This window comes from Streptomyces sp. SA15, from assembly GCF_002291145.1.
Lineage (GTDB): Bacteria > Actinomycetota > Actinomycetes > Streptomycetales > Streptomycetaceae > Streptomyces.
Map to the genome: position 1 here is coordinate 19,255 of NZ_NTGE01000142.1, position 20,910 is coordinate 40,164.

General features: G+C 68.7%; 17 protein-coding genes and 2 pseudogenes. 13 read left to right on the forward strand and 6 right to left on the reverse strand.

Going from position 1 to position 20,910, the window contains the following annotated elements:
• Window positions 1-30 precede the first annotated feature (30 nt).
• The 6 genes from CLM62_RS32660 to CLM62_RS32685 all read left to right on the forward strand — a co-directional run bounded on the left by CLM62_RS32660 (window position 31) and on the right by CLM62_RS32685 (window position 9,637).
• Complete coding sequence (locus CLM62_RS32660; RefSeq protein ID WP_095753500.1) at window positions 31-786, forward strand: TIGR03089 family protein; 756 nt, start codon at window positions 31-33, stop codon at window positions 784-786.
• Window positions 787-1,026: 240 nt separating this feature from the next.
• Window positions 1,027-2,352, forward strand: a complete 1,326-nt coding sequence (locus CLM62_RS32665; protein WP_373559210.1) for an LCP family protein — start codon at window positions 1,027-1,029, stop codon at window positions 2,350-2,352.
• A 233-nt stretch (window positions 2,353-2,585) separates the two neighbouring features.
• Window positions 2,586-4,340 carry an LCP family protein gene (locus CLM62_RS32670; RefSeq protein WP_095753502.1) on the forward strand — a complete coding sequence of 585 codons (1,755 nt, stop codon included), beginning with the start codon at window positions 2,586-2,588 and terminating at the stop codon, window positions 4,338-4,340.
• Between the two features lie 86 nt (window positions 4,341-4,426).
• A complete protein-coding gene (locus CLM62_RS32675) occupies window positions 4,427-6,052 on the forward strand; it encodes an LCP family protein (protein ID WP_095753503.1) in 1,626 nt (541 codons plus the stop codon).
• Between the two features lie 145 nt (window positions 6,053-6,197).
• A complete protein-coding gene (locus CLM62_RS32680) occupies window positions 6,198-7,934 on the forward strand; it encodes an LCP family protein (RefSeq protein WP_095753504.1) in 1,737 nt (578 codons plus the stop codon).
• Between the two features lie 158 nt (window positions 7,935-8,092).
• On the forward strand, window positions 8,093-9,637 hold the full coding sequence (locus tag CLM62_RS32685) for an LCP family protein (protein ID WP_095753591.1): 1,545 nt from the start codon (window positions 8,093-8,095) through the stop codon (window positions 9,635-9,637).
• A 3-nt stretch (window positions 9,638-9,640) separates the two neighbouring features.
• Here the strand turns inward: CLM62_RS32685 and CLM62_RS32690 are convergent, their stop codons facing one another.
• On the reverse strand, window positions 9,641-10,672 hold the full coding sequence (locus CLM62_RS32690; protein WP_095753505.1) for a glycosyltransferase family 2 protein: 1,032 nt from the start codon (window positions 10,670-10,672) through the stop codon (window positions 9,641-9,643).
• A gap of 231 nt (window positions 10,673-10,903) precedes the next feature.
• Here CLM62_RS32690 and CLM62_RS32695 point away from each other — a divergent pair, with 231 nt between their 5' ends.
• Window positions 10,904-12,262 carry an LCP family protein gene (locus tag CLM62_RS32695; RefSeq protein WP_373559211.1) on the forward strand — a complete coding sequence of 453 codons (1,359 nt, stop codon included), beginning with the start codon at window positions 10,904-10,906 and terminating at the stop codon, window positions 12,260-12,262.
• Window positions 12,263-12,287: 25 nt separating this feature from the next.
• On the opposite strand, the gene CLM62_RS32700 is transcribed toward CLM62_RS32695, so the two are convergent.
• Window positions 12,288-13,280: a D-alanyl-D-alanine carboxypeptidase family protein gene (locus CLM62_RS32700; RefSeq protein WP_143659191.1), complete on the reverse strand. Its 993-nt coding sequence runs from the start codon at window positions 13,278-13,280 to the stop codon at window positions 12,288-12,290.
• Window positions 13,281-13,425: 145 nt separating this feature from the next.
• Window positions 13,426-13,755: pseudogene (locus CLM62_RS32705) on the reverse strand (hypothetical protein).
• A 119-nt stretch (window positions 13,756-13,874) separates the two neighbouring features.
• On the opposite strand from CLM62_RS32705, the gene CLM62_RS32710 reads away from it, so the two are divergent.
• Together CLM62_RS32710 and CLM62_RS32715 are read left to right on the forward strand one after the other, a co-directional pair.
• Window positions 13,875-15,173, forward strand: coding sequence for an LCP family protein (locus CLM62_RS32710; RefSeq protein WP_095753508.1), 1,299 nt, complete (start codon window positions 13,875-13,877; stop codon window positions 15,171-15,173).
• Window positions 15,166-15,792, forward strand: coding sequence for an HAD family hydrolase (locus CLM62_RS32715; protein WP_095753509.1), 627 nt, complete (start codon window positions 15,166-15,168; stop codon window positions 15,790-15,792). Before CLM62_RS32710 ends, CLM62_RS32715 begins: the two co-directional genes overlap by 8 nt.
• A gap of 55 nt (window positions 15,793-15,847) precedes the next feature.
• Here the strand turns inward: CLM62_RS32715 and CLM62_RS32720 are convergent, their stop codons facing one another.
• Both CLM62_RS32720 and CLM62_RS32725 read right to left on the reverse strand, forming a co-directional pair.
• Entirely contained in the window at window positions 15,848-16,210 is a 363-nt protein-coding gene (locus CLM62_RS32720; protein ID WP_095753510.1) for a four-helix bundle copper-binding protein, read from the reverse strand.
• 322 nt (window positions 16,211-16,532) lie between these two features.
• Window positions 16,533-17,330 carry an SDR family NAD(P)-dependent oxidoreductase gene (locus CLM62_RS32725; RefSeq protein WP_095753511.1) on the reverse strand — a complete coding sequence of 266 codons (798 nt, stop codon included), beginning with the start codon at window positions 17,328-17,330 and terminating at the stop codon, window positions 16,533-16,535.
• A gap of 59 nt (window positions 17,331-17,389) precedes the next feature.
• Between CLM62_RS32725 and CLM62_RS32730 the strand changes: the two genes are divergently transcribed.
• The 4 genes and pseudogenes from CLM62_RS32730 to CLM62_RS32745 form a co-directional block, all read left to right on the forward strand.
• Complete coding sequence (locus CLM62_RS32730) at window positions 17,390-17,770, forward strand: MerR family transcriptional regulator (protein ID WP_095753512.1); 381 nt, start codon at window positions 17,390-17,392, stop codon at window positions 17,768-17,770.
• A 209-nt stretch (window positions 17,771-17,979) separates the two neighbouring features.
• Window positions 17,980-18,588: a hypothetical protein gene (locus CLM62_RS32735; protein ID WP_143659192.1), complete on the forward strand. Its 609-nt coding sequence runs from the start codon at window positions 17,980-17,982 to the stop codon at window positions 18,586-18,588.
• Window positions 18,589-18,724: 136 nt separating this feature from the next.
• Window positions 18,725-18,934, forward strand: a complete 210-nt coding sequence (locus CLM62_RS32740; RefSeq protein ID WP_095753514.1) for a hypothetical protein — start codon at window positions 18,725-18,727, stop codon at window positions 18,932-18,934.
• Window positions 18,918-19,272 (forward strand): annotated as a pseudogene (locus CLM62_RS32745) (DUF6879 family protein); the annotation flags it as partial. The gene CLM62_RS32740 and the pseudogene CLM62_RS32745, both read left to right, overlap by 17 nt.
• A gap of 333 nt (window positions 19,273-19,605) precedes the next feature.
• Here CLM62_RS32745 and CLM62_RS32750 read toward each other — a convergent pair.
• The gene (locus tag CLM62_RS32750) at window positions 19,606-20,763 is read right to left on the reverse strand and encodes an acyl-CoA dehydrogenase (RefSeq protein ID WP_095753515.1); all 1,158 of its coding nucleotides are present in this window, start codon (window positions 20,761-20,763) and stop codon (window positions 19,606-19,608) included.
• Between the last annotated feature and the right edge of the window lie 147 nt (window positions 20,764-20,910).

The following is a 20,910-nucleotide window of genomic DNA, read 5'->3' on the forward strand; positions in this document are numbered from 1 at the left end:
GCGGCCGTGCGCCCGCGTACGCTTTTGCGGGTGAACGCCACCGATCGCACCCCTGCCGACCTGCTGCGTTCCGCGCTTGCCGCGGATCCCGGACGCCCGCTGGTGACCTTCTACGACGACGCCACGGGCGAACGCGTCGAATTGTCCGTGGCCACCTTCGCCAATTGGGTGGCCAAGACCTCGAACCTCCTTCAGGGCGACCTCGCCGCGGGGCCGGGTGACCGGGTCGCGCTGTTGCTGCCCGCGCACTGGCAGACGGCGGTGTGGTTGCTGGCGTGTTCGTCGGTGGGGGTGATCGCGGACGTCGACGGTGATCCGGCGGCGGCCGATGTCGTGGTGAGCGGGCCGGACACGCTGGAGGCGGCTCGCGCTTGCTCCGGGGAGCGGGTCGCGTTGGCGCTGCGTCCGCTGGGTGGGCGCTTTCCGCAGACGCCGGCGGGCTTCGTCGACTACGCCGTCGAAGTGCCGAGTCAGGGGGACCGGTTCGTGCCGTTCGCTCCGGTCGACCCCGAGGATCCGGCGTTGATCGTGGCCGGGCGGGAGTTCAGCGCGGCGGAGGTTGTCGAGCGGGCTCGGGCGGAGGCCACGGGGCTGGGGCTCACGGGTCCGGGGTCCAGGCTCTTGTCCGGGTTGCCGTACGACACGTGGGAGGGGCTCAACGCCGGGTTGTACGGGCCGTTGGCGACCGGGGGGTCCGTGGTGTTGTGCCGGAATCTTTCGCGCCTGGACGAAGAGAGTTTGGCGAAACGGATCGAGAGTGAGCGGGTCAGTGCTACGGCGAGGTAGGTACCCGCGTTTCCAGTGACCCGCGTGGGTGCTGGGCGGGGGTGGGTCGCGCAGCCCGGTGCCACGGGGTGCCGCCTGCGCCCAGTGCCGCCCCAGCGGCACGACTGCCCTCAGGCTGCGTCACCCCTGCGCTCCTCCCCCATTCGGCCCACCTCCGCCCACCCCCCACCCCCCATCCACGCCATCGTCGTAAGAGCAGCACGCACGACACGCTCGTACGCATGAGGGGTGGAGTCAGCCGTGACCGACACCGCAGGTGGGCCTCACGTGCCCCCCGGACGGACCGGTGCCGGTGCCGGTCTCGGGCCGGGGCTGGGGGCCTCGGCCACCGGAGGAGGGCTGATACGGCGGCGTCGGCGGCGGTGGGTGCGCAGTGGCGGTCTGGCCGTCGGTCTCGTCGTGCTCGCGGCGGCGGGGGTCGGCTGGGGCGTCTACGCGAAGCTGGACGGCAACATCACCTCCGACGAGGCGGCCGCCGCCGAACTCTCCCGGTACGAGAAGGAGCGGCCCACCGCACTCGTCCGCGGGGCGCGGAACATCCTGGTGATGGGTTCGGACACGCGTTCCGGGGACGACAACCGGCGCTACGGGCGGGACCCCGGGACCGAGCGTTCCGACACGACGATCCTGCTGCACCTGGCCGCAGGACGGCGCAGCGCCACCGCCGTGTCCCTGCCCCGCGACCTGATGGTGGACGTACCGAGCTGCGCACGCCCCGACGGCACCCGCACCGAGCCCACGTTCGTGATGCTCAACTACGCCTTTCAGATGGGCGGTTCGGCCTGCACGATCCGGACCGTGGAGCGGCTCACGAACATCCGTGTGGATCACCACGTGGTCGTCGACTTCCACGGCTTCAAGGACATGGTCGACGCGGTCGACGGCGTCGAGGTGTGCCTGAAGGAGCCGATCCGCGACAAGGCCGCCGAACTCGCCCTGCCCGCGGGCCGGGTGAGACTCGACGGCGAGCAGGCCCTCGGATACGTCCGCGCCCGCAAGTCCCTCGGCAACGGCAGCGACACCGACCGCATGCACCGCCAGCAACGGTTCCTCGGGGCGCTCGTCAACAAGGTCCGGAGCAACGACGTACTGCTGAATCCGGCCAAGCTCTATCCCGTGCTGGACGCGGCCACTTCCTCCCTGACGACCGACCCGGAACTGGCCAGCTTGCGTGGTTTGTACGAACTCGTTCGCGGGCTGCGCGACATCCCCACCGAACGTGTGCAATTCCTGACGGTGCCGAGGGAGTCGTATGTCTACAACGCCAATCGCGACCAACTTGTGGAACCCGAGGCGCAACGACTCTTCGAACAACTGCGCACAGACGCACCGGTGGAAGTGACACACAACACCCCTCGCGATTCTGCGAAGAAAAGCCGCAATTCGCCGGAGAGGCGAGACGAAGACGCCGAAAATCCGTATGGGGAAGGAGGCAACGGTACGGAGGAGCAGTCGAATGACTACAGCGAGTACCCCCACCAGGACTCCAACCGCCAACCCGCGACCACCGTTTCACCCCCACCCACGTTCCGCGGGAACACGGCCGCCGAGGACACCTGCGAGTAAAGCGTTCACCAACCACGGGAGTCACTGTCCGAGCAAATGGGCGGATTGCCCAGTTGTAGGGAAGTGGAATTTGTCACCGGCGTCGCTTGACGCCGAACAGGGCGGATAGTGTGAGCGATCCGGTGCACCCGGCCACGAGGTCTGACCTGGGGTCGTGCACTGTGTGACCGAGACCCGAGCGCCTTGTAGGGGGGAAGGCGCCCCGTGGCCCCGACGGAGGTATTCGGACAACCGTGGACGCGCAAAGCCGTGGGCGGGCGGACAACATCGACCCCGCAGACCAGTGGGTACTCAATCCGAACACCGGCGAATACGAACTGCGACTGAGCCCTTCCGCACCGCAGTCGCCCGTTCCGGGACCCCGCAGAGCCACCGACGCCAGGGTGGGCGCACCCGGGACCCCTCGTGCGCCCCGCAGCCGTACGGCGTCCCCCGCGGCTCCCGGCCGCGAGGTCCCGCCCCAGCGCAGGCGCCGCGGTGCGCCGGAGGAGCCGTTGCCGGGGCGGCGCGGGCGTCGGCCGGTGAAGAAGAAGTCGAAGGCGAAGAAGGCCCTGCTGTGGACCGGCGGCGCGATGGCGTTGGTGCTGGTGGCCGCGGCGGGGGCCGCGTACCTCTACATCGAGCACCTGAACGGCAACATCACCTCCGTCGCCGACGACGGTGCGAGCACCGGCGGTTTCCAGAAGGACAAGGCGATCAACATCCTGTTGATCGGCACCGACAAGCGCACCGGCGCGGGCAACGAGGGCTACGGCGACGCCGGCAGCGTAGGCCACGCCGACACCACGATCCTGCTGCACGTCTCCAAGGACCGCTCGAACGCGACCGCGCTGAGCATCCCGCGCGACCTGATCGTCGACGTCCCGGACTGCCCGACCACGCAGGAGGACGGCACTCAGAAGGTCATCCCGGGCACGACCGACGTCCGCTTCAACACGAGCCTCGGCCAGGACGGCCGTACGCCCAGCTGCACCGTGCGGACCGTCACCGAGCTGACCGGGGTCCAGGCCGACAACTTCATGGTGGCCGACTTCAACGCGGTCAAGACGCTGACCTCGGCGGTCGGCGGGGTCGACGTCTGTCTGGCGAAGGACATCAAGGACCCGGACTCACATCTCGACCTGAAGGCGGGGACGCAGCACATCTCGGGCGAGACGGCGCTCGCGTTCGTCCGCACCCGGCATGCCGTCGGCTTCGGCGGTGACCTGAGCCGGATCACGTTGCAGCAGCAGTTCCTCAGCGCGTTGATGCGCAAGCTGAAGTCGAACGACACACTGACCAACCCGTCGAAGATGATCAAGCTGGCCGAGGCGGGCACGAAGGCGCTGACCGTCGACTCCCAGCTGGACAGCATCACCAAGCTGAAGGACCTCGGGCTGGAGTTGGGCAAGCTCAACACCAAGAACCTGACGTTCACCACGGTCCCGGTGATCGACAACCCGGCGGAGAAGGTCAAGGCGACCGTGGTTCTCAACGAGTCGACGGCGCCTCAGGTCTTCGACATGATCAAGAACGATGTGTCGTTCACCGAGGTCGAGGCACAGAAGAAGGAGAAGGCCAGCAAGGAGGCGGCCGCCGTGGCCGCCCGCCTGAAGGGCACCAAGGCCGACGCCTCGGAAGTGCGGGTGCGCGTCCTCAACGGCGGTGCCCCGGCCGGCAGCGCGCAGGAGACCCTCACCTGGCTGCAGAACGACGAGGGCGTGCTGAAGTCCGAGAACGGCGGCAACGCCGACCAGGAGTTGAGCAAGAGCACCCTCGAGTACGCTCCCGACCAGGCCGATCAGGCACGCCGGCTCGCCGACATCATGGGCCTGTCCGGCGCGGCGATGAAGCCGGGCGAGAGCGTGACCAACTCACAGGGCCTGCCCGCGATGACCCTGACCCTGGGCAAGGACTTCGAGGGGCCGGGCGCGTCGCTCGGCGCTCCGAGGAAGGCGCCGGAGGGGGTTCAGCAGTCCACGGCCGACAAGGTCGAGTGCGCCAAGTGACCTGAGGGGCCTGCCGTACGTCTTACCGGGCGTACGGCAGGCCCATTTCGGCGGAGTGAGGGCGGCGCGAGGGTGGGGAGACGGGGATGACGCACAGCGGTGCGCACGGGGAGGGAACGCGGCGGGGTGTCCGGCGCGCTCATGAGGACGGCGGCGACGGCTCCGGCAGAGGCGGCTCAGGGGGCGGGCACGGCGGGCGGCGGCAGCCGAGGCGCAAGCACCGCGCACTCCGATGGTCCGCGAACACCCTCGCCGTCCTCATACTCGGCACGGCCGGCGTCGGCTACCTCTACTACCAGCACCTCAACGGCAACATCCAGAAGGGCGAGCGCAGCAGCGGCGACTCCAAGGCGCGTAAGGCGGAGCCGAACGCCGCCGGGCAGACGCCGATGAACATCCTGCTGATCGGCTCCGACAGCCGTAACTCCGACGAGAACGTGGCGCTGGGCGGCAGCAGGGACAGCCGCGGCAACCCGCCGCTGGGCGATGTGCAGATGCTCATCCACCTCTCCGCCGACCGTAAGAGCGCGGCGGTGGTGAGCATTCCGCGTGACACCCGTGTCGACATCCCCGCGTGCGAGGACCCGGAGACCGGTGACACGTACCCGGCGACGAACAAGATCATCAACACCTCGCTGGCCCGCGGCGGGCCCGGCTGCACCCTGGCCACCTGGGAGAACCTCACCGGGGTCTACATCGACCACTGGATGACGATCGACTTCGCGGGCGTGGTGAAGATGGCGGACGCGATCGGCGGGGTGGAGGTCTGCGTCAACCAGAACGTGTGGGACCGTCCGTTGCCGGGCGTGCCGGGCGGTTCCGGTCTGAAGATGACCGCGGGCAAGAAGAAGGTCCAGGGCAAGCAGGCCCTGCAGTGGCTGCGCACCCGGCACGCCTGGGGCAGTGACCCGCTGCGGGCCCGGGCCCAGCACATGTACATGAACTCGATGATCCGCACGCTGAAGGACCAGAACGTCTTCACCAGCGGCGGCCGGCTGATGGACCTGGCCGAGGCGGCCACCAGGTCGCTGAAGGTCTCCGAGGAGATCGGCACGGTCAAGAAGCTGTACGACCTGGGCATGCAGCTCAAGACCGTGCCCACGGACCGCATCACCATGACGACGATGCCGACCGTCGAGGACGCCCAGGACGCCAACCACCTGCTGCCGGACGGGGCGGACGCCGAGAAGATGTGGGCGATGGTCCGCGACGACGTGCCGTTCGACGCCAACGGCTCGAAGACGGAGGCGAAGCGGCCGGCGAGTTCCGAGAAGACCAGCGAGGACCCCGCCGCGGAGAACGACGAGATCGGCGTCCTCGTGCAGAACGCCACCGGGTCCTCCACCCTCGGCCCCGTCAGCGGCCGCGCGGGCGCGATCACTCAGGCACTCGTGGGCGAGGGCTTCACCAAGGCGGCCCCGGACACCTCGGCGGCGCTTTCCGAGGAGAGGACGCTCGTGCGCTATCCGAGCGCCGAACTGGAGGGCGACGCGCAGGCGGTCGCCAAGTCCCTGGGGATTCCCGTGAGTTCGGTCCAGAGGTCCACCGACGTATCCGGCGTCACCGTCGTCGTGGGCGCCGACTGGCGTACGGGGACGGCGTATCAGAAGCAGTCGGCACCGAAGGCCGGGGACCTGCCGAGCACGTCCGATGCCATCAACGGATCCGATACCGGGCAGTGCATGAACGTGTACGAACCGTATCGCTGGTAGACCTCCATCTGGGCCAACTGCCTTTCCTCGAACTGCTTTTCAAACAAAACCCGAGGAAAGTTCACTCGATGCCCAACTGTGCGGATAGTGTGAGCGATCCAGTGGGGTGGTGCCGCATGGGCCCTGACGGAGGATTCGGACAACCTTGGACGCACAAGGCCGTGGGCGGGTGGAGAACGTCGACCCCGCAGACCAGTGGGTACTCAATCCGAACACCGGCGAATACGAACTGCGACTGAGCCCTTCCGCACCGCAGTCGCCACCGCGGTCGTCCGTTCCCGGACCGCGCAGATCCACCGCTGACCGACCGGATGCGGCCCGCGGCCGTACGACGTCCCCCGCGGCCCCCGGCCGCGAGGTCCCGCCCCAGCGCAGGCGCCGCCCCGCGGCCGACGAACCCGTGCCGGGTCGGCGCGGGCGGCGGCCGGAGAAGAAGAAGTCGAAGGCGAAGAAGGCGCTGCTGTGGACGGGCGGCACGATGGCGTTCGTCATGGTCGCCGCCGCGGGCGCCGGCTACTTCTACCTCAAGCACCTCGAAGGCAACGTCAAGACGAAGGACATCGGCGACGCGGGCGCGAGCAGCTTCAAGAAGGACGAGGCCTTCAACATCCTCGTCCTCGGCACCGACAAACGCACCGGCGAGGGCAACGAGAGCTACGGCGACGCCGGCAGCGTAGGCCACGCCGACACCACGATCCTGCTGCACGTGGCCAAGGACCGCACCAACGCGACCGCGCTCAGCATCCCCCGCGACCTGATCGTCGACATCCCCGAGTGCACGGCCACGAAGGACGACGGCACTGAAGTGACTGTCCCGGCCCAGCAGGACGTCCGCTTCAACCGGAGCCTCGGCGAGAGCGGCCGGGACCCGGGCTGCACCATGCGCACGGTGGAGGAGTTCACCGGCATCCCGATGGACCATTTCATGATGGCCGACTTCAACGCGGTCAAGACGCTGACCACGGCGGTGGACGGCGTCAAGGTCTGCGTGGAGAACGCCGTCGACGACAAGCAGTCGAAGCTCAAGCTGCCCGCGGGCGAGTCGACGGTCGAGGGCGAGCAGGCCCTCGCCTTCCTCCGCACCCGCAAGAGCTTCGGCAACAGCGGCGACCTCGACCGCATCAAGGTGCAGCAGCAGTTCCTGGGCTCGCTCATGCGCAAGATGTCCTCCGGCGACACCCTCACCAGTCCCACGAAGCTGCTGAAGCTGGCGGAGGCCGCGACCAAGGCGCTGACCGTGGACAAGGCCATCGGCAAGGTCGGCACCCTCAAGGACATCGCCCTGGAGCTGAAGAAGGTGCCGCCGAAGAACATCACCTTCACCACGGTGCCGGTGCGGGACAACCCCGCCGAGACGGTCAGGGCGACGGTGGTCGTCGACGAGGCGACGGGGCCCCAGGTCTTCGACATGATCAAGAACGACATCTCGTTCACCGAGGTCAAGACGCAGAAGAAGAAGGAGGCGGCCGCCGTGGCCGCCCGCCTCAAGGGCGCCAAGGCCGACGCCTCGGAAGTGCGGGTGCAGGTCCTGAACGGCGGCGCGCCGGCCGGCAGCGCACAGAATCAACTGGACTGGCTGCAGAACAGCGCGGGCGTCACCAAGTCCGAGAACGCGGGCAACGCGGACGCCGACGTGGCGAGGACGACGCTCGAGTACGCGCCCGACCAGGCCGACCAGGCGCGCCGACTGGCCGACCTCATGGGCCTGTCCGGAGCGGCGATGAAGCCGGGCGAGAGCGTGACCAACGCGCAGGGCCTGCCCACGATGACCCTGACCCTGGGCAAGGACTTCAAGGGCGCGGGCGTGAAGCTCAACGCCGCCTCGGCGGCCACGCCGAACGTGGACAAGTCCACAGCCGACAAGGTCCAGTGCGCCAGTTGACGAGTTTGACTGACGAGTTTGACCAGTCGGCCAGTTGACCAGTTGACGTATTAGAGCAACCTGACGGGCCCGTCGTATGTCTCCAGGACATACGGCGGGCTTGCGCCATGGCGCGAGGGCGGAAGGTCGGGGAGGACTCGAAGGTGACGCGGAGCAGTGTGCGGGAGGCCGAACCGGCCACCGAAGGGGTCGGCGCCGGTCGGCACAGCGGGCGCCGGTCACCGCGGGGGCGCGGGCTGCTGCGCTGGTCCGCGGCGACCCTCGCCGTCCTGATACTCGGCACGGCCACCGCCGGCTACCTCTACTACCGGCACCTGAACGGCAACATCAAGAAGGACGAGCTCAACCTGGGCGACAACAAGGTCGCCGAGCCCACGCCGAACGCCGCGGGCCAGACCCCGCTGAACATCCTGCTCATCGGCTCCGACGCCCGGGACACCGAGGAGAACCAGGAGCTCGGCGGCGCCCGCGAGACGTTCGGCTCCACCCCGCTGGCGGACGTGCAGATGCTGGTGCACCTGTCCGCCGACCGCTCCAACATGTCGGTCATCAGCATGCCGCGCGACACCCTCGTGAAGATCCCGAAGTGCACCGACCCGGACGACGACAAGGTGTACCCGGCGAGCGACGGGCGGACGATGACCAACCAGAGCCTCGGCCACGGCGGCCCCGGCTGCACGGTGGCCACCTGGCAGGAGCTCACCGGCATCCACATCGACCACTTCATGATGGTCGACTTCGCGGGCGTGGTGTCCATGGCGGACGCCGTCGGCGGGGTCCCGGTCTGCGTGGACGCCAACATCCACTCCCGCGACAGCCAGGGCCACGGCTCCGGCCTGAAGCTGGAGAAGGGCACGCACCCGGTGCAGGGCGAGCAGGCCCTGCAGTGGCTGCGCACCCGGTACGGCTTCGAGGACGGCAGCGACCTCGCCCGGGCCAAGGCCCAGCACATGTACATGAACTCGCTGGTCCGCACCCTGCGCGAGAACGCCACCCTGAGCAGCCCGATGAAGCTGCGCGGGCTCGCCGAGAAGGCCACCCGGGCCCTCACGGTCGACCCGGGCCTCGACACCGTGAAGAAGCTCTACGACCTCAGCAACGAGCTGCGCAAGGTGGAGCCGAAACGCATCACCATGACCACGATGCCCAACCGGTACGTGGGCGCGCGCGTGGAACCGACGCAGGACGCCGAGAAGCTCTTCCGCCTGGTGCGGGAGGACATCGCGCTGGACGGCAGGGACGCGAAGAAGACCCCCGAGCCCGAGAAGTCACCGTCCGACCCGGCCGCCGAGGACGACGAGATCGGCATCCTCGTCCAGAACGGCACCCGCACCGACACCCTCCGCGCCGCGAGCGGCCGCGCGAGCACGGTGACCGGGCTGCTCGAGGACAAGGGCTTCACCAAGGCGTCGGCGGACACCACCTCGGCCCTGAGCGAGGACCGTACGGTCGTCCGCTACCCGAGCGCCGAACTGGAGGGCGACGCCCGGCGCATCGCCAAGTCCCTGGGCATTCCGGCGAGTTCGGTGCAGCGGACGACGGACGTCTCCGGAGTCACGCTCGTCGTGGGAGCGGACTGGCGCGAGGGCACGACGTACGAGGCGCCCCAGGAGGACGACAGGACGCCGGAGTCCGCCGAGGCGCTCAACGGCGCCGACGAGGAGGCCTGCATGCATGTGAACCCGGCGTTCACCTGGTCGTGAGGGTCAGTGCGCGTCCGCGTGCACCGCGGGCCGCCGGCTCGCGATCACCTTGCGCGCCAGCGAGCGCGGACTGGTCAGGAAGCCCCACCCCCACGACATGTGCATGGTGGCGAGGGCGACGGGAATCTGCAGCCGTGCCTTCAACGGCAGCCCCCTGCCCGCGGGCAGGGAGCCGAGGACGATCGCCGCGAGATACCCGCCGGGTATCACGAAGCCCCAGGGCGTCAGGGCCGCGCCCACCACGATCCCGGCCGCGATCGCGCACACCGCGGCCGGCGGGGCGAGGTAGCGCAGGTTGATGGAGCCCTCGTGGTAGCGGGCGACGACGTGCCGCCAACGGCCGTAGTCCTTGTACTGCTTGGCGAGGGCGCGCACGCTCGGCCGGGGCCGATACGACACCTTCAGCTCCGGCGAGAACCAGATCAGCCCGCCGGCCTCCCGGATCCGGAAGTTGAGCTCCCAGTCCTGGGCGCGGATGAACTCCTCGTTGTAGCCGCCCTGCTGCTCCAGCGCCTCGCGCCGGAACACCCCGAGGTACACGGTCTCGGCGGCACCGGCCGCGCCACCGGTGTGGAAGACGGCGTTGCCCACGCCGATCTTCGAGGTCATGGCGGCGGCGACCGCGCGCTCCCAGTCGTTCTCGCCCTCGGCGTGCATGATCCCGCCGACGTTCTGCGCGCCGGTCTCCTCCAGGAGCCGTACGGCGGTCGCGATGTAGTTCGGCGAGAGCATGCCGTGCCCGTCGACGCGCACGACGATCGGATGGCGGGAGGCCTTGATCGCGGCGTTGAGAGCGGCGGGCGTACGGCCGGTGGGATTGGGGACTGTGTGGACGCGAGGGTCTTCTGCCACGAGCTCGGCGGCGATCTCGTCCGTGCGGTCCGTGGACGGACCGAGGGCGATCACGACCTCCATCTCGCCGGCGTACTCCTGCGCGAGGATCGCTTGGACGGCTCCGCGCAGATGCCGCTCCTCGTTGAGGACGGGCATGATCACAGATACGGCGGGGAGCTGCACGTCGGGCTTGGCGTTCATAGGGGGCTCACGTTACCGCGAATGGGGGACACCAGTGCGCGCCGCCGGGGTCGCTGCCCCGGGCAGCAGATCGTATGGCCCTACCGTGCTCACGGATCCCACGTACGGCCGTCCTCGCGGAGGTGTCCTCCCTTGCCCACGCCGCCCCGCTCCCCCGCCCGGCCGCAGCGCCGCCCCCAGCAGTACCGCGCGCCGCGACCGCCCGCACGGCGGAAGAGACCCCGCTGGGTCATGCGGGCGGTGACCACCCTGTCGGTGGTGGTCCTCGCCTCCGCCGGGATCGGCCACGCGGTGATCACGAGCCTCGACGCGGACATCGCACGGGTCGACCCCTTCAAGGACATGAAGAACCGCCCGAGGGCGGGCACGGGCATGAACGTCCTCCTGGTCGGCACGGACTCCCGCGACAAGGTCACCGAGCGGGAGCGGCGCAAGTACCGCCTGGGCGGGGCGCCCTGCCACTGCACGGACACGATCATGATCGTGCACATCTCGGAGGACCGGGAGCGGGCGAGCGTGGTGAGCCTGCCGCGCGACTCGTACGCCATGACACCCGCGCACATCGACCAGACCACGGGGCAACGGCACGAGGGACATCCCGTCAAGATCAACGCGGCGTACGCGGAGGGCGGGCCGAACCTGATCGTCCGCACGGTCGAGAACATGACCCGCGTGAAGATCGACCACTACCTGGAAGTCGACTTCACCAGCTTCATGAAGACGGTGGACGTGCTCGGCGGCGTCAAGATCTGCACCACCGAGCCGCTGAAGGACAAGTACACCGCCCTGGACCTGCCACCCGGCACACACACGCTGCGGGGCGGCCAGGCCCTCCAGTACGTCCGCGCCCGGCACGTCGACACCGCCTCCGACCTGGGCCGCATGCAACGCCAGCAGCGCTTCCTGGCGGCCCTGATCGAGCGGGCGACCTCCTCCGGGATCCTCCTGAATCCCATGAAGTTCCGGGACGTGACCCGGGCCGTACTGGGCTCGGTCCGGGCCGACAAGGGCTTCGGCACCGGCGAGTTGCTGGCCCTCGGCCGGGCGATGCGCAACTTCTCCCCCTCCTCCTCGGAGTTCACGACCGTGCCGATCGAACAGCTGGGACACGTCGTCAAGGGCGTGGGTTCCACGGTGAAGTGGGACGCCGCGAAGTCCGAACGCCTCTTCCGCTCCCTCCGCGACGACCAACCCCTCGCCGTGCACCAGCCCAAGAGCAGGGCCGTCCCCGTGGAGGTCGCCCCGCGACAGATCCACGTCCAGGTGGAGAACGGCACGTCCACGGTCGGCCTCGGCAAGCGCGTCGACACGGCCCTGGCCGCGAAGGGCTTCCGCACGACCCGCCTCCCGGTCGACGCGCCTCGCCCCGTACGACGCACGGTCGTCGCCTACGACCCCCGCTGGGACCGCTCGGCGAAGTCCCTGGCGGCGGCACTTCCCGGGAGCGAGCTGCGGCCGGTGAAGGGGATGGGGCCGACGCTGAAGGTGATCGCGGGGGCGGACTTCCGTGAGGTACGGGAGGTGAAGGCGGAGGATCCGGCTCGGGGGGAGGCTGGGGTGGTGCGGGGGGATGAGGTGGGGTGCTCGTAGGACTCGTGTGCGGGACACTCTCGGCTCAGCCGAAGTACGCCTTCTCGTTCACGTAGAACATGTAGTCGCGCCAGTGCGCCTTGATGTAGGTGAAGCGCGTCGGGTCGTAGCTCCACAGCTCGTCCAGTGCGTCGGCGATCACGTCCTGGTTGGCGCGGACGTAGTCCAGGACCGCCTCGGAGACCGGCGCGTACGACCAGTGCCAGCGCTCCTGGCTGATCGCGGGGTCGTTCTTGGCCGACTCCGCCGTGTACGTCTGGAGGAAGCCGTAGTGGGCCGCGTTCGCGCGCAGCCACGTGTAGTGGGGGGCCTCCGGGCCGTTGTCCGTCCAGTCCTGTGGCGTGGTGTTGAAGAAGTCCGCGTCGGAGCCCAGGTGGTGGCGCGAGACGCCGGGCACCGTCGACGTGCGGAGTATCTCGCTCTGGCGTTCGTCGGAGGTCAGGGACGTCCACACCTCGCGGTGGGAGTCCTTGTCCGGGTCCCACTGCGGGTCCGAGCCCAGCTGGGTGGGGTACTTGGCGCGCACCTCGTCGGTGATGATCCCGAAGGTCCCGGCGCCACCCGAACCGGTACGCAGAAACTCGTACTTGCGGTCCCATATCGAGCGCTGAGTCTCCGCGGTGCGCACCCAGGAGACGACGACCTTGTCGCGGGCCGTGTCCGTGCCGGCCGCCGCGGCATCGGCCAGTCCGTTGACCTGGGTGTCCATCTCCGTCTTGATCGCGTCGGGGGCGGACCCGGTGCCGGTGATCCAGGCCGCGAGGGCCGTCGGGTCGGCGGCGTTCAGGATCGTCGCGATGGCCTGCTTGCGGCGGTCGATGCGCCGCTGCGAGCGGAACGTCCGGGGCGGCGGGCTCGTGTCCGCCAAGGCCGCCCAGCCGAACCCCGCAGCGCCGACCGCTGCCGTCCCGGCCGCGGCCAGCCCGAGGAACCGTCGCCTGCCCGGCGCCTTCCGGCGGTGGTCGGGAGCTGAACTGTCGTGCGTGTCGCCGTGCATGTGCTTTTCCGTTCTCGACACCGGCTCCTTGCACCGGTGGGTGCGCACGACGTTCGCACGGCTGTACCCGGGTCCGACAGGGGCGGATGCCCGCGAACAGCGTTGGATATTGGGCAAGTTGGGCGAGCGACGGGTGAACACGGAAAAGCGGAGCCCGAGTCGCCCTTCAGTCCTCGAGCCCCTCCACCACCCTCCGCTCCCGCAACTCCATGATCTCCCGCCGCCGAGCCAGCCGATGCGTCCGACGGATCTGCGCCTCCTGATACCGCCGCTTGTCGCGTTCGGTCTCCGGAAGCACCGGCGGCACCGGCGCGGTTTACCGTCGACGGCGGCGAAGACGAGGTACGAGCTTCATGATCACGCCGCCGTGCACCGTGCCCAACAGGTTCGTGTCGGCGTGGGTCATGATGTGGCTGAGCGTGGTCCGGGAGACCGAGGTCGGCTTGCCCGGGATATCCGGAGTTCCCGATTCCGCAGCTGGGGCCTGGTCTGTCATGGCCTCCACCTTATGTTGAGGTGACATCCGGGGAATTTGTGTCAGCTTCGCAACAGGACCGCCCTTATTTTCCGACGAACCTTGTAAGCCATACGGCTCTGCCCTGCACACTGGGGCGCATGAACGATTGGCCCGAGGCATGGTCCGACGACAACCGCGGCAGCCGGTACGGACGCGGCAGCGCGAGCGCACAGCCCGAGGGCGCGCGCGTGATGCGGCAGGTCCGCCGCGGCCCGGCGGCGCCGCCCGGGCAGGGCGGGTACGGGGGTCCCGGCCCCGCGGCCCCGCAGTACGGCGGGGTCCCGCAGCAGCCGTCGTACGTCGACGGCGGCGGTGGCACCGCCTACGACAACGGATACGACAGCGGCTACAACACCGGCCAGGTCTACGGCGGCGGTGGCCCCGGCGGTCCCAGAGGTGACCGCGCGCCGCGCCCCGCGCCGAACTGGCGCCGGCGCATCAAGTGGACCACGATCACCGTGGTGACCGTGCTGATCGTCACCACCGTCGGCACGTACTTCTGGGCCGACTCCAAGCTCAACCGCGAGGTCGACCTGTCCAAGGTCATCGACCGGCCGGAGGCGGGCGAGGGCACGAACTACCTGATCGTCGGCTCCGACAGCCGTGCCGGGCTGTCCGACGAGCAGAAGAAGGAACTGCACACCGGCTCCGCCGAGGGCAAGCGCACCGACTCGATGATGCTGCTGCACGTCGGCAGCAACGGCGACACGCTGATCTCCCTGCCCCGTGACTCCGACGTGGAGATCCCTACGTACAAGGGCTCCGACTCCGGCAAGACCTACCAGGGCACGGGCCGGCACGTGAAGCTGAACGCCGCCTACGCCGAGGACGGGCCGGAACTGCTCGTCCGTACCGTCGAGTTCAACACCGGCCTGCACATCGACCACTACGTCGAGATCGGCTTCGCCGGTTTCGCGAACATCGTGGACGCGGTCGGCGGCGTGGAGATGGACATCCCGCAGGACATCAAGGACACCAAGTCCGGCGCGGACTTCAAGAAGGGCAAGCAGACCCTGAACGGCGACGAGGCCCTGGCCTTCGTCCGTACCCGGTACGCGCTGGCGGGCTCCGACCTGGACCGTACGAAGAACCAGCAGAAGTTCCTCAACGCCCTCGCCAACCAGGTCGCCACCCCGAGCACGGTCCTCAACCCCTTCAAGCTCTACCCGACCATGGGCGCGGGCCTGGACTCGCTGATCGTCGACAAGGACATGGGTCTGTGGGACCTGGGCTCCATGTTCTGGGCGATGAAGAGCGTCAACGGCGGCGACGGCAAGTCGATGAACATGCCGATCTCCGGCTCCAGCAACGGCAACCTCGTCTGGGACAAGACCAAGCTGAAGACGCTGGTGGAGCAGCTGAACAACGACGAGAAGGTCACGGTGTCGAGTGAGTGATCCCGTCGGCAGAGCACCGTTCGACGCGGTGCTCTGCGACGTGGACAACGTGATCCGGTACTACGACAACTCCCCGCTGACCGCGTTGGAACGCTCGGCGGGACTGGCCGAGGGCACCACCATGAAGGTCGCCTTCGCGCCGGAGCGCGTCGAGCCGCTGATCCTGGGCCGGATCACCGCGCAGGAGTGGGCGGAATCGATCGCCAGGGCCCTGACCGGCCAGGTGCCGGGGGCGACGGCCGACGCACTCGGCCGGGCGCTCGTGGACTCGCCCTTCCACGCCGACGAGCGGGTCGTGGCCGCGCTGCGCCGCGCCCGCACTCGCGTCCCACTGGTCCTCGTCACGAACGCGTTCCTCAGGCTCGAGGCCGACCTCGCCTCGCTGGGCCTGGCCGACCTCGCGGACGACGTGGTGAGCAGCGCCCGCGTCGGCCTGGCCAAACCGGACCCCCGCATCTACGAACTGGCGGCGAAACGGGCCGGCGTACCGGCCGACCGCTGCCTCTTCGTCGACGACACCGCGGAGAACGTGGAGGCGGCGGCAGCCCTGGGCATGCGCCCGCTCCACTTCCGCGAACCGGCGGATCTGGAGCGGGCGTTGGAGCCGCTGTTCTCCTGAACGATCAAACGATCAAGGGCACCCCAGGGGTGCCCTTGAAGTTCGGCAGGCAGGGTCACATCGTGGCCCCCGCCATCGTGCGGCAGGTCTGCGCGCAGCGGCGGCAGGCATCGGCGCAGGCCATCATCTGGGGGTCGTCGGGCAGGGACATACACGCCTCGGCGCACGTGTCACAGGCCTTGGCGCACAGGGCGCACATGTCGGCCGACATCGGTGAGCGGCGCATCATCATGTCCGCACACATACGGGTCGTCTCGGAACAGTCGATGAGCGCGCGCATGATCTGCATCTGGGCCTGGCCGCCCATCTGCATACAGGAGCTCATCGTCTCCTCGCACGCGCTGTGACAGGACATGCACGCCTCGACGCAGTCCTGCATCTCCTTGCTCATGGGTGTGGTGCCGGCGGGCTGCTGCATGGTTCCTCCTTGGAGAGGGAGGGCCCGGGGGGGGTGGCCCTCACCCTTCCGTAGTACCCCCGTCCGCCCGTGCCCGCTACGGGGCGGACCGGAGGAATCCGCTTCGTGTGCGCCGGCCGACCTACGGCTTCCTGCCCACGCCGCCGAAGTGTGTGACGTCCACGATCTCCTCCTCCGCCGCCTCGGGGCGCCAGCGGGAGCAGGCAGCATTCATGTCCTCCTGCGACCGGCTGAGTGGATCGCAGGAGGACAGGTTGCGGTCTGCGTACGTTCGCTTCGGCGCAGCGGAGTCGATCCGGGGCCGCCTACCGGGTGGGGGCTGTCATTCGCCGATGCCCTGGCCGAACCCGCCGTCCACGGGCAGTTCCACGCCGGTGGTAAAGGTGGCCTCGACGGCCAGGTACAGCGCGGCGGCGGCGATCTCCTCCACGGTGCCTCCCCGGCCCATCGGCGTAGAGGCGTTGCCCTGTTCTATGAACTCGGCGCGCTGCTCGTCGGTCAGTTCGGCGACGCCCATGGTGGGAGTGAGGATGAACCCGGGGGCGATCGCGTTGACGCGGACCTTGCGGGGGAGCAGCTCGGCGGCGAGCACCTTGGCGAAGGCGGCGACGGCCTCCTTCGCCCCGGAGTAGGCGCTGAGACCTGGGAAGATTTGGTCGTTGGAGACGGTGGTGAACACGATCGAGCCGCCCTCGGACATCAGCGGCGCCAGCCGCTGGACGGTGAAGAAGGCGCCCTTGGCGTTGACGTTGAAGATGCGGTCCCACGATTCCTCGGTTGCCTCTTCGAGCGTCTGGAACTCGGCGATGCCCTGGTTGACGAACAGGTAGTCGATGCGGCCGAGGCGGTCGGCGACCTGATCGCCGAGGGTGGCGATGGCGATGGCGTCAGTGGCGTCGGAGCGCACCGCGTGGGCCAGTGGGGTGTCGAGCGCCGCCTGGGCCTCGGCGAGTCGCTGGTCGCTGCGTCCGGTGTAGATCACTTCGGCGCCGCGGTCGGTTAAGGCCTGGACGATGGCCCGGCCCATGCCGATGGTGCCTCCGGTGACCACGGCCTTCTTACCCGCCAGGGCCTTCGGATCGATGGTTGGAGATTGCTGGGTGCTGTGGTTCGTTGCCATGGCGGCTAAGCTAAACCTTGACGTCAATGTCAGAGTCAAACGCCTGTGCCGGGAGTCACATGTTCATCGGCGAGCTGTCGAGGCGCACCGGCGTCAGCACCAGGAGCCTGCGGTACTACGAGCAGCAAGGGTTGCTGCGACCGCAGCGGCGAGCCAGCGGCTACCGCGAGTTCGACGAGTCCGATGTGGCCACCGTGCGCCGGGTCCGGATCCTGCTCGCGGCCGGGCTGAATACCGACCTGATCCGGGAGGTGCTGCCCTGCATGGCCGACGAGGGAGCCATCCTGGCGCCAACCTGCGAGGAAATGGCCCAGGACCTCAAGCACGAACGCGAGCGCCTGAGCCGCTCCATCGAACAGCTCCAAGCCGCCCACGCCATGCTCGGCTCGATCATCCGCGCAGGCGAACCGGTCGCCGTCCGGGCCGGCTGCAACGGATAGGGACGCGAGCTCCGCAGCGGACGCGTCCACAACCTCGCCGGCACCATCTGACCGACCCCGACGCCTCCGGCATTGCCGCGATCTGCCGCCCAAAACCCGGCCTGGCGCCCGGCCGTCAGCTCAACCTGAGAACGTTCCGGGAGACCAAGGGCTGCCTGACCCGTCGTCGGGAGCGAGCAATGTCAGACCCATCGGGCACCCTGTCGACCATGGATGGGATCGAAACTCAGCCGCTGCGTGACCGCCACGAACTGGACGCGGTGCTGCGCACCGGCTTTGACCTGATCGGGGCTGTCGCTCCGGGGCTGCGCTACCGGCTCGTCGGCACGGCAGCGGCTTGCCTGCAGGGCGTCGACCTGCCCGTGGGTGATGTCGACATCCTCGTCGACCGACGCCACGCCGTCGATGCCGTTGCCGAAGCGCTGGCGGACTTTCCGTGTGTGACCGCTCCGCAATGGCTCGCATCGGCCCGGCAGTACTTCGCCTGCTACAGCCTGGACGGCGTTGGATTCAGCGTCAGCACAGTGGAAGTACCGTGCGACGAGGATGGATGGGAGTGCCAGGGACCCGGCCCCTGGCGGCACTACGTCACCGTGGACTGCGGCGGGCACCGCATCGAATGCGTGCGGCTGGAGCTCCGGCTGGCCACCGAGTTCCTACGCGATCGCTCCGACCGGTACCAGCCGCTACTGGCCCACCTCGGCGCTCGCGGCGCCGACCTCGAACTCCTGCAACAGAGCATGACCGTGCGCAGGGTCCCTGAGACGCTCGCGCGCCTGACCCGAGGACTCCAAGCAACCAGACCAGGCAAACCGTGAACGGCGACTTTCGGGACAGCTCTTAGATCGTTTATTCCAGATCGGGAATAGTCCAGAGTCCGCATGGACGTGCAGCGATGTCCCTCCGTAGCGTCGTTGCGGGGGCGCCGAACGGGGCCCGAGAAGAGGAGGCGCCATGGCACGCGAGGGACTCACGCGACTCACCGGCAAGCTCGACGGGCCCAACTGCGATGACGACGACTGCCCGAACGTCTACCGCACGGCAAACGGCTCCCTCGTGGTTCAAGGGAACGTGTCCCACGCCTTCGTAGCACCGGAAGGCGAGGCCTTGGTGGAGATCCCGGAAGCAGTACTCAGGGAGGCCGTACATGCTCTTGGATGGTGACGAGTGGCGGCGGACGTTCGACACGTACGAACGTGACGCATGGCGGTTCGAGGCCCAGCCCACCTACACGATGCCGAGGGAGGCCGAGAACGTCGCCCGCTTCCTTCGGGGGGGAGCCGAAGCCCGCGGACCACAATTCACGCTGGCATGAGCGGGTACGGGGATATGTGACGTCAGGGCGCTCCATCGGGCGCGTACGAGTCGTGCGGCGGCCGTTGACGGACTATCAGAGATACCAGTTCGCCTGGGGAATCCCCGGAAACATCAAAGCCGCGGAAGACATCCGCATCCTGGATGTCACACAAGGTGACTACGGACTCCCCCTCTCAGGCGCAGAGCTGCTCACCACCGAGCTGTGCGGCAACGCGTACCGTCACGCCGCCGGTCCCGCGACCGTGCACGTCCACTGGGACGACGGCACCCTCCACGTCAGCGTGCGGGACGAGAGCGACGTACTGCCAAGTCCGACCAGTGGGGGCATCGAACTCGACGGCGGCCGTGGTCTCTTACTCGTAAGTCGGTGCGCGCAGGCCTGGGGCAGTCGTCCCGTCCCAAGCGGAGCCGGGAAAGTCACCTGGTTCGAGCTGCACCAGTGACAGCAACCCGAGGCATACGCACGTCGCCCTCCGCCCAATGACCAGGCGGAGGGCGACGAAAACAGTCGGCGCAGCTTACGGCAAGTTCCGCGCCATCACGATCCGCTGGACCTGGTTCGTACCCTCGTAGATTTGTGTGATTTTCGCATCCCGCATCATCCGCTCCACCGGATAATCCCGCGTATACCCGTACCCACCCAGCAACTGAACCGCGTCCACCGTCACCTCCATCGCCACATCCGACGCGAAGCACTTCGCCGCCGCCCCCTGGAACGTGAGGTCGGAATCACCCCGCTCGGACTTCGCCGCCGCCGCGTACGTCAGCTGGCGGGCCGCCTCTATCTTCATGGCCATGTCGGCGAGCATGAACTGGATGCCCTGGAAGTCGGCGATCGGCTTGCCGAACTGCTTGCGCTCCTGGACGTAGCCCTTGGCGTAGTCCAGGGCGCCCTGCGCGATGCCCAGTGCCTGCGCGGCGATCGTGATGCGGGTGTGGTCCAGGGTCTTCATCGCCGTGGCGAAGCCGGTGCCCTCCTCGCCGATCATGCGGTCCGCGGGGATGCGGACGTTGTCCAGGTAGACCTCGCGGGTCGGGGAGCCCTTGATGCCCAGCTTCTTCTCCGGGGCGCCGAAGGAGACACCCTCGTCCGACTTCTCGACCACGAACGCCGAGATGCCCTTCGAGCGCTTCGTGGGGTCGGTCACGGCCATCACCGTGTAGTACTCCGACTCGCCCGCGTTCGTGATCCAGCGCTTCACGCCGTTGAGGACGTAGTGGTCGCCGTCGCGGACCGCCTTGGTCTTCATGCCGGCGGCGTCCGAGCCCGCGTCCGGCTCGGAGAGGCAGTACGAGAACATCGCGTCGCCCTTGGCGAGCGGGGTCATGTACTTCTTCTTCAGGTCCTGCGAGCCGGAGAGGATCACGGGCAACGAACCCAGCTTGTTCACCGCGGGGATGAGGGAGGAGGACGCGCAGACTCGCGCCACCTCCTCGATGACTATCACCGTGGCCAGCGCGTCCGCGCCCGCGCCGCCGTACTCCTCGGGGACGTGGACGGCGTGCAGGTCGCCCGCCACCAAGGCGTTCAGCGCCTCCTGCGGGAAGCGGGCCTCCTCGTCCACCGCCGCGGCGTACGGCGCGATCTTCGCCTCGGCCAGCGAGCGGATGGCGTCGCGGAGCATGTCGTGCTCCTCGGACGGGCGGTACAGGTCGAAGTCAGCCGATCCGGCCAAGGTCTCTCACGCTCCAAAGACGCTGCGATGCTGGCGCTAATTACCGTTAAGTAACTCAAATTTTAGGGGCCCGCCCACCGGAGTGATACGTGAGCTTGGCGACAGCGGGAAAGTTGCCCGCCAAGGGGCTTTCCCATGCCCCGACTA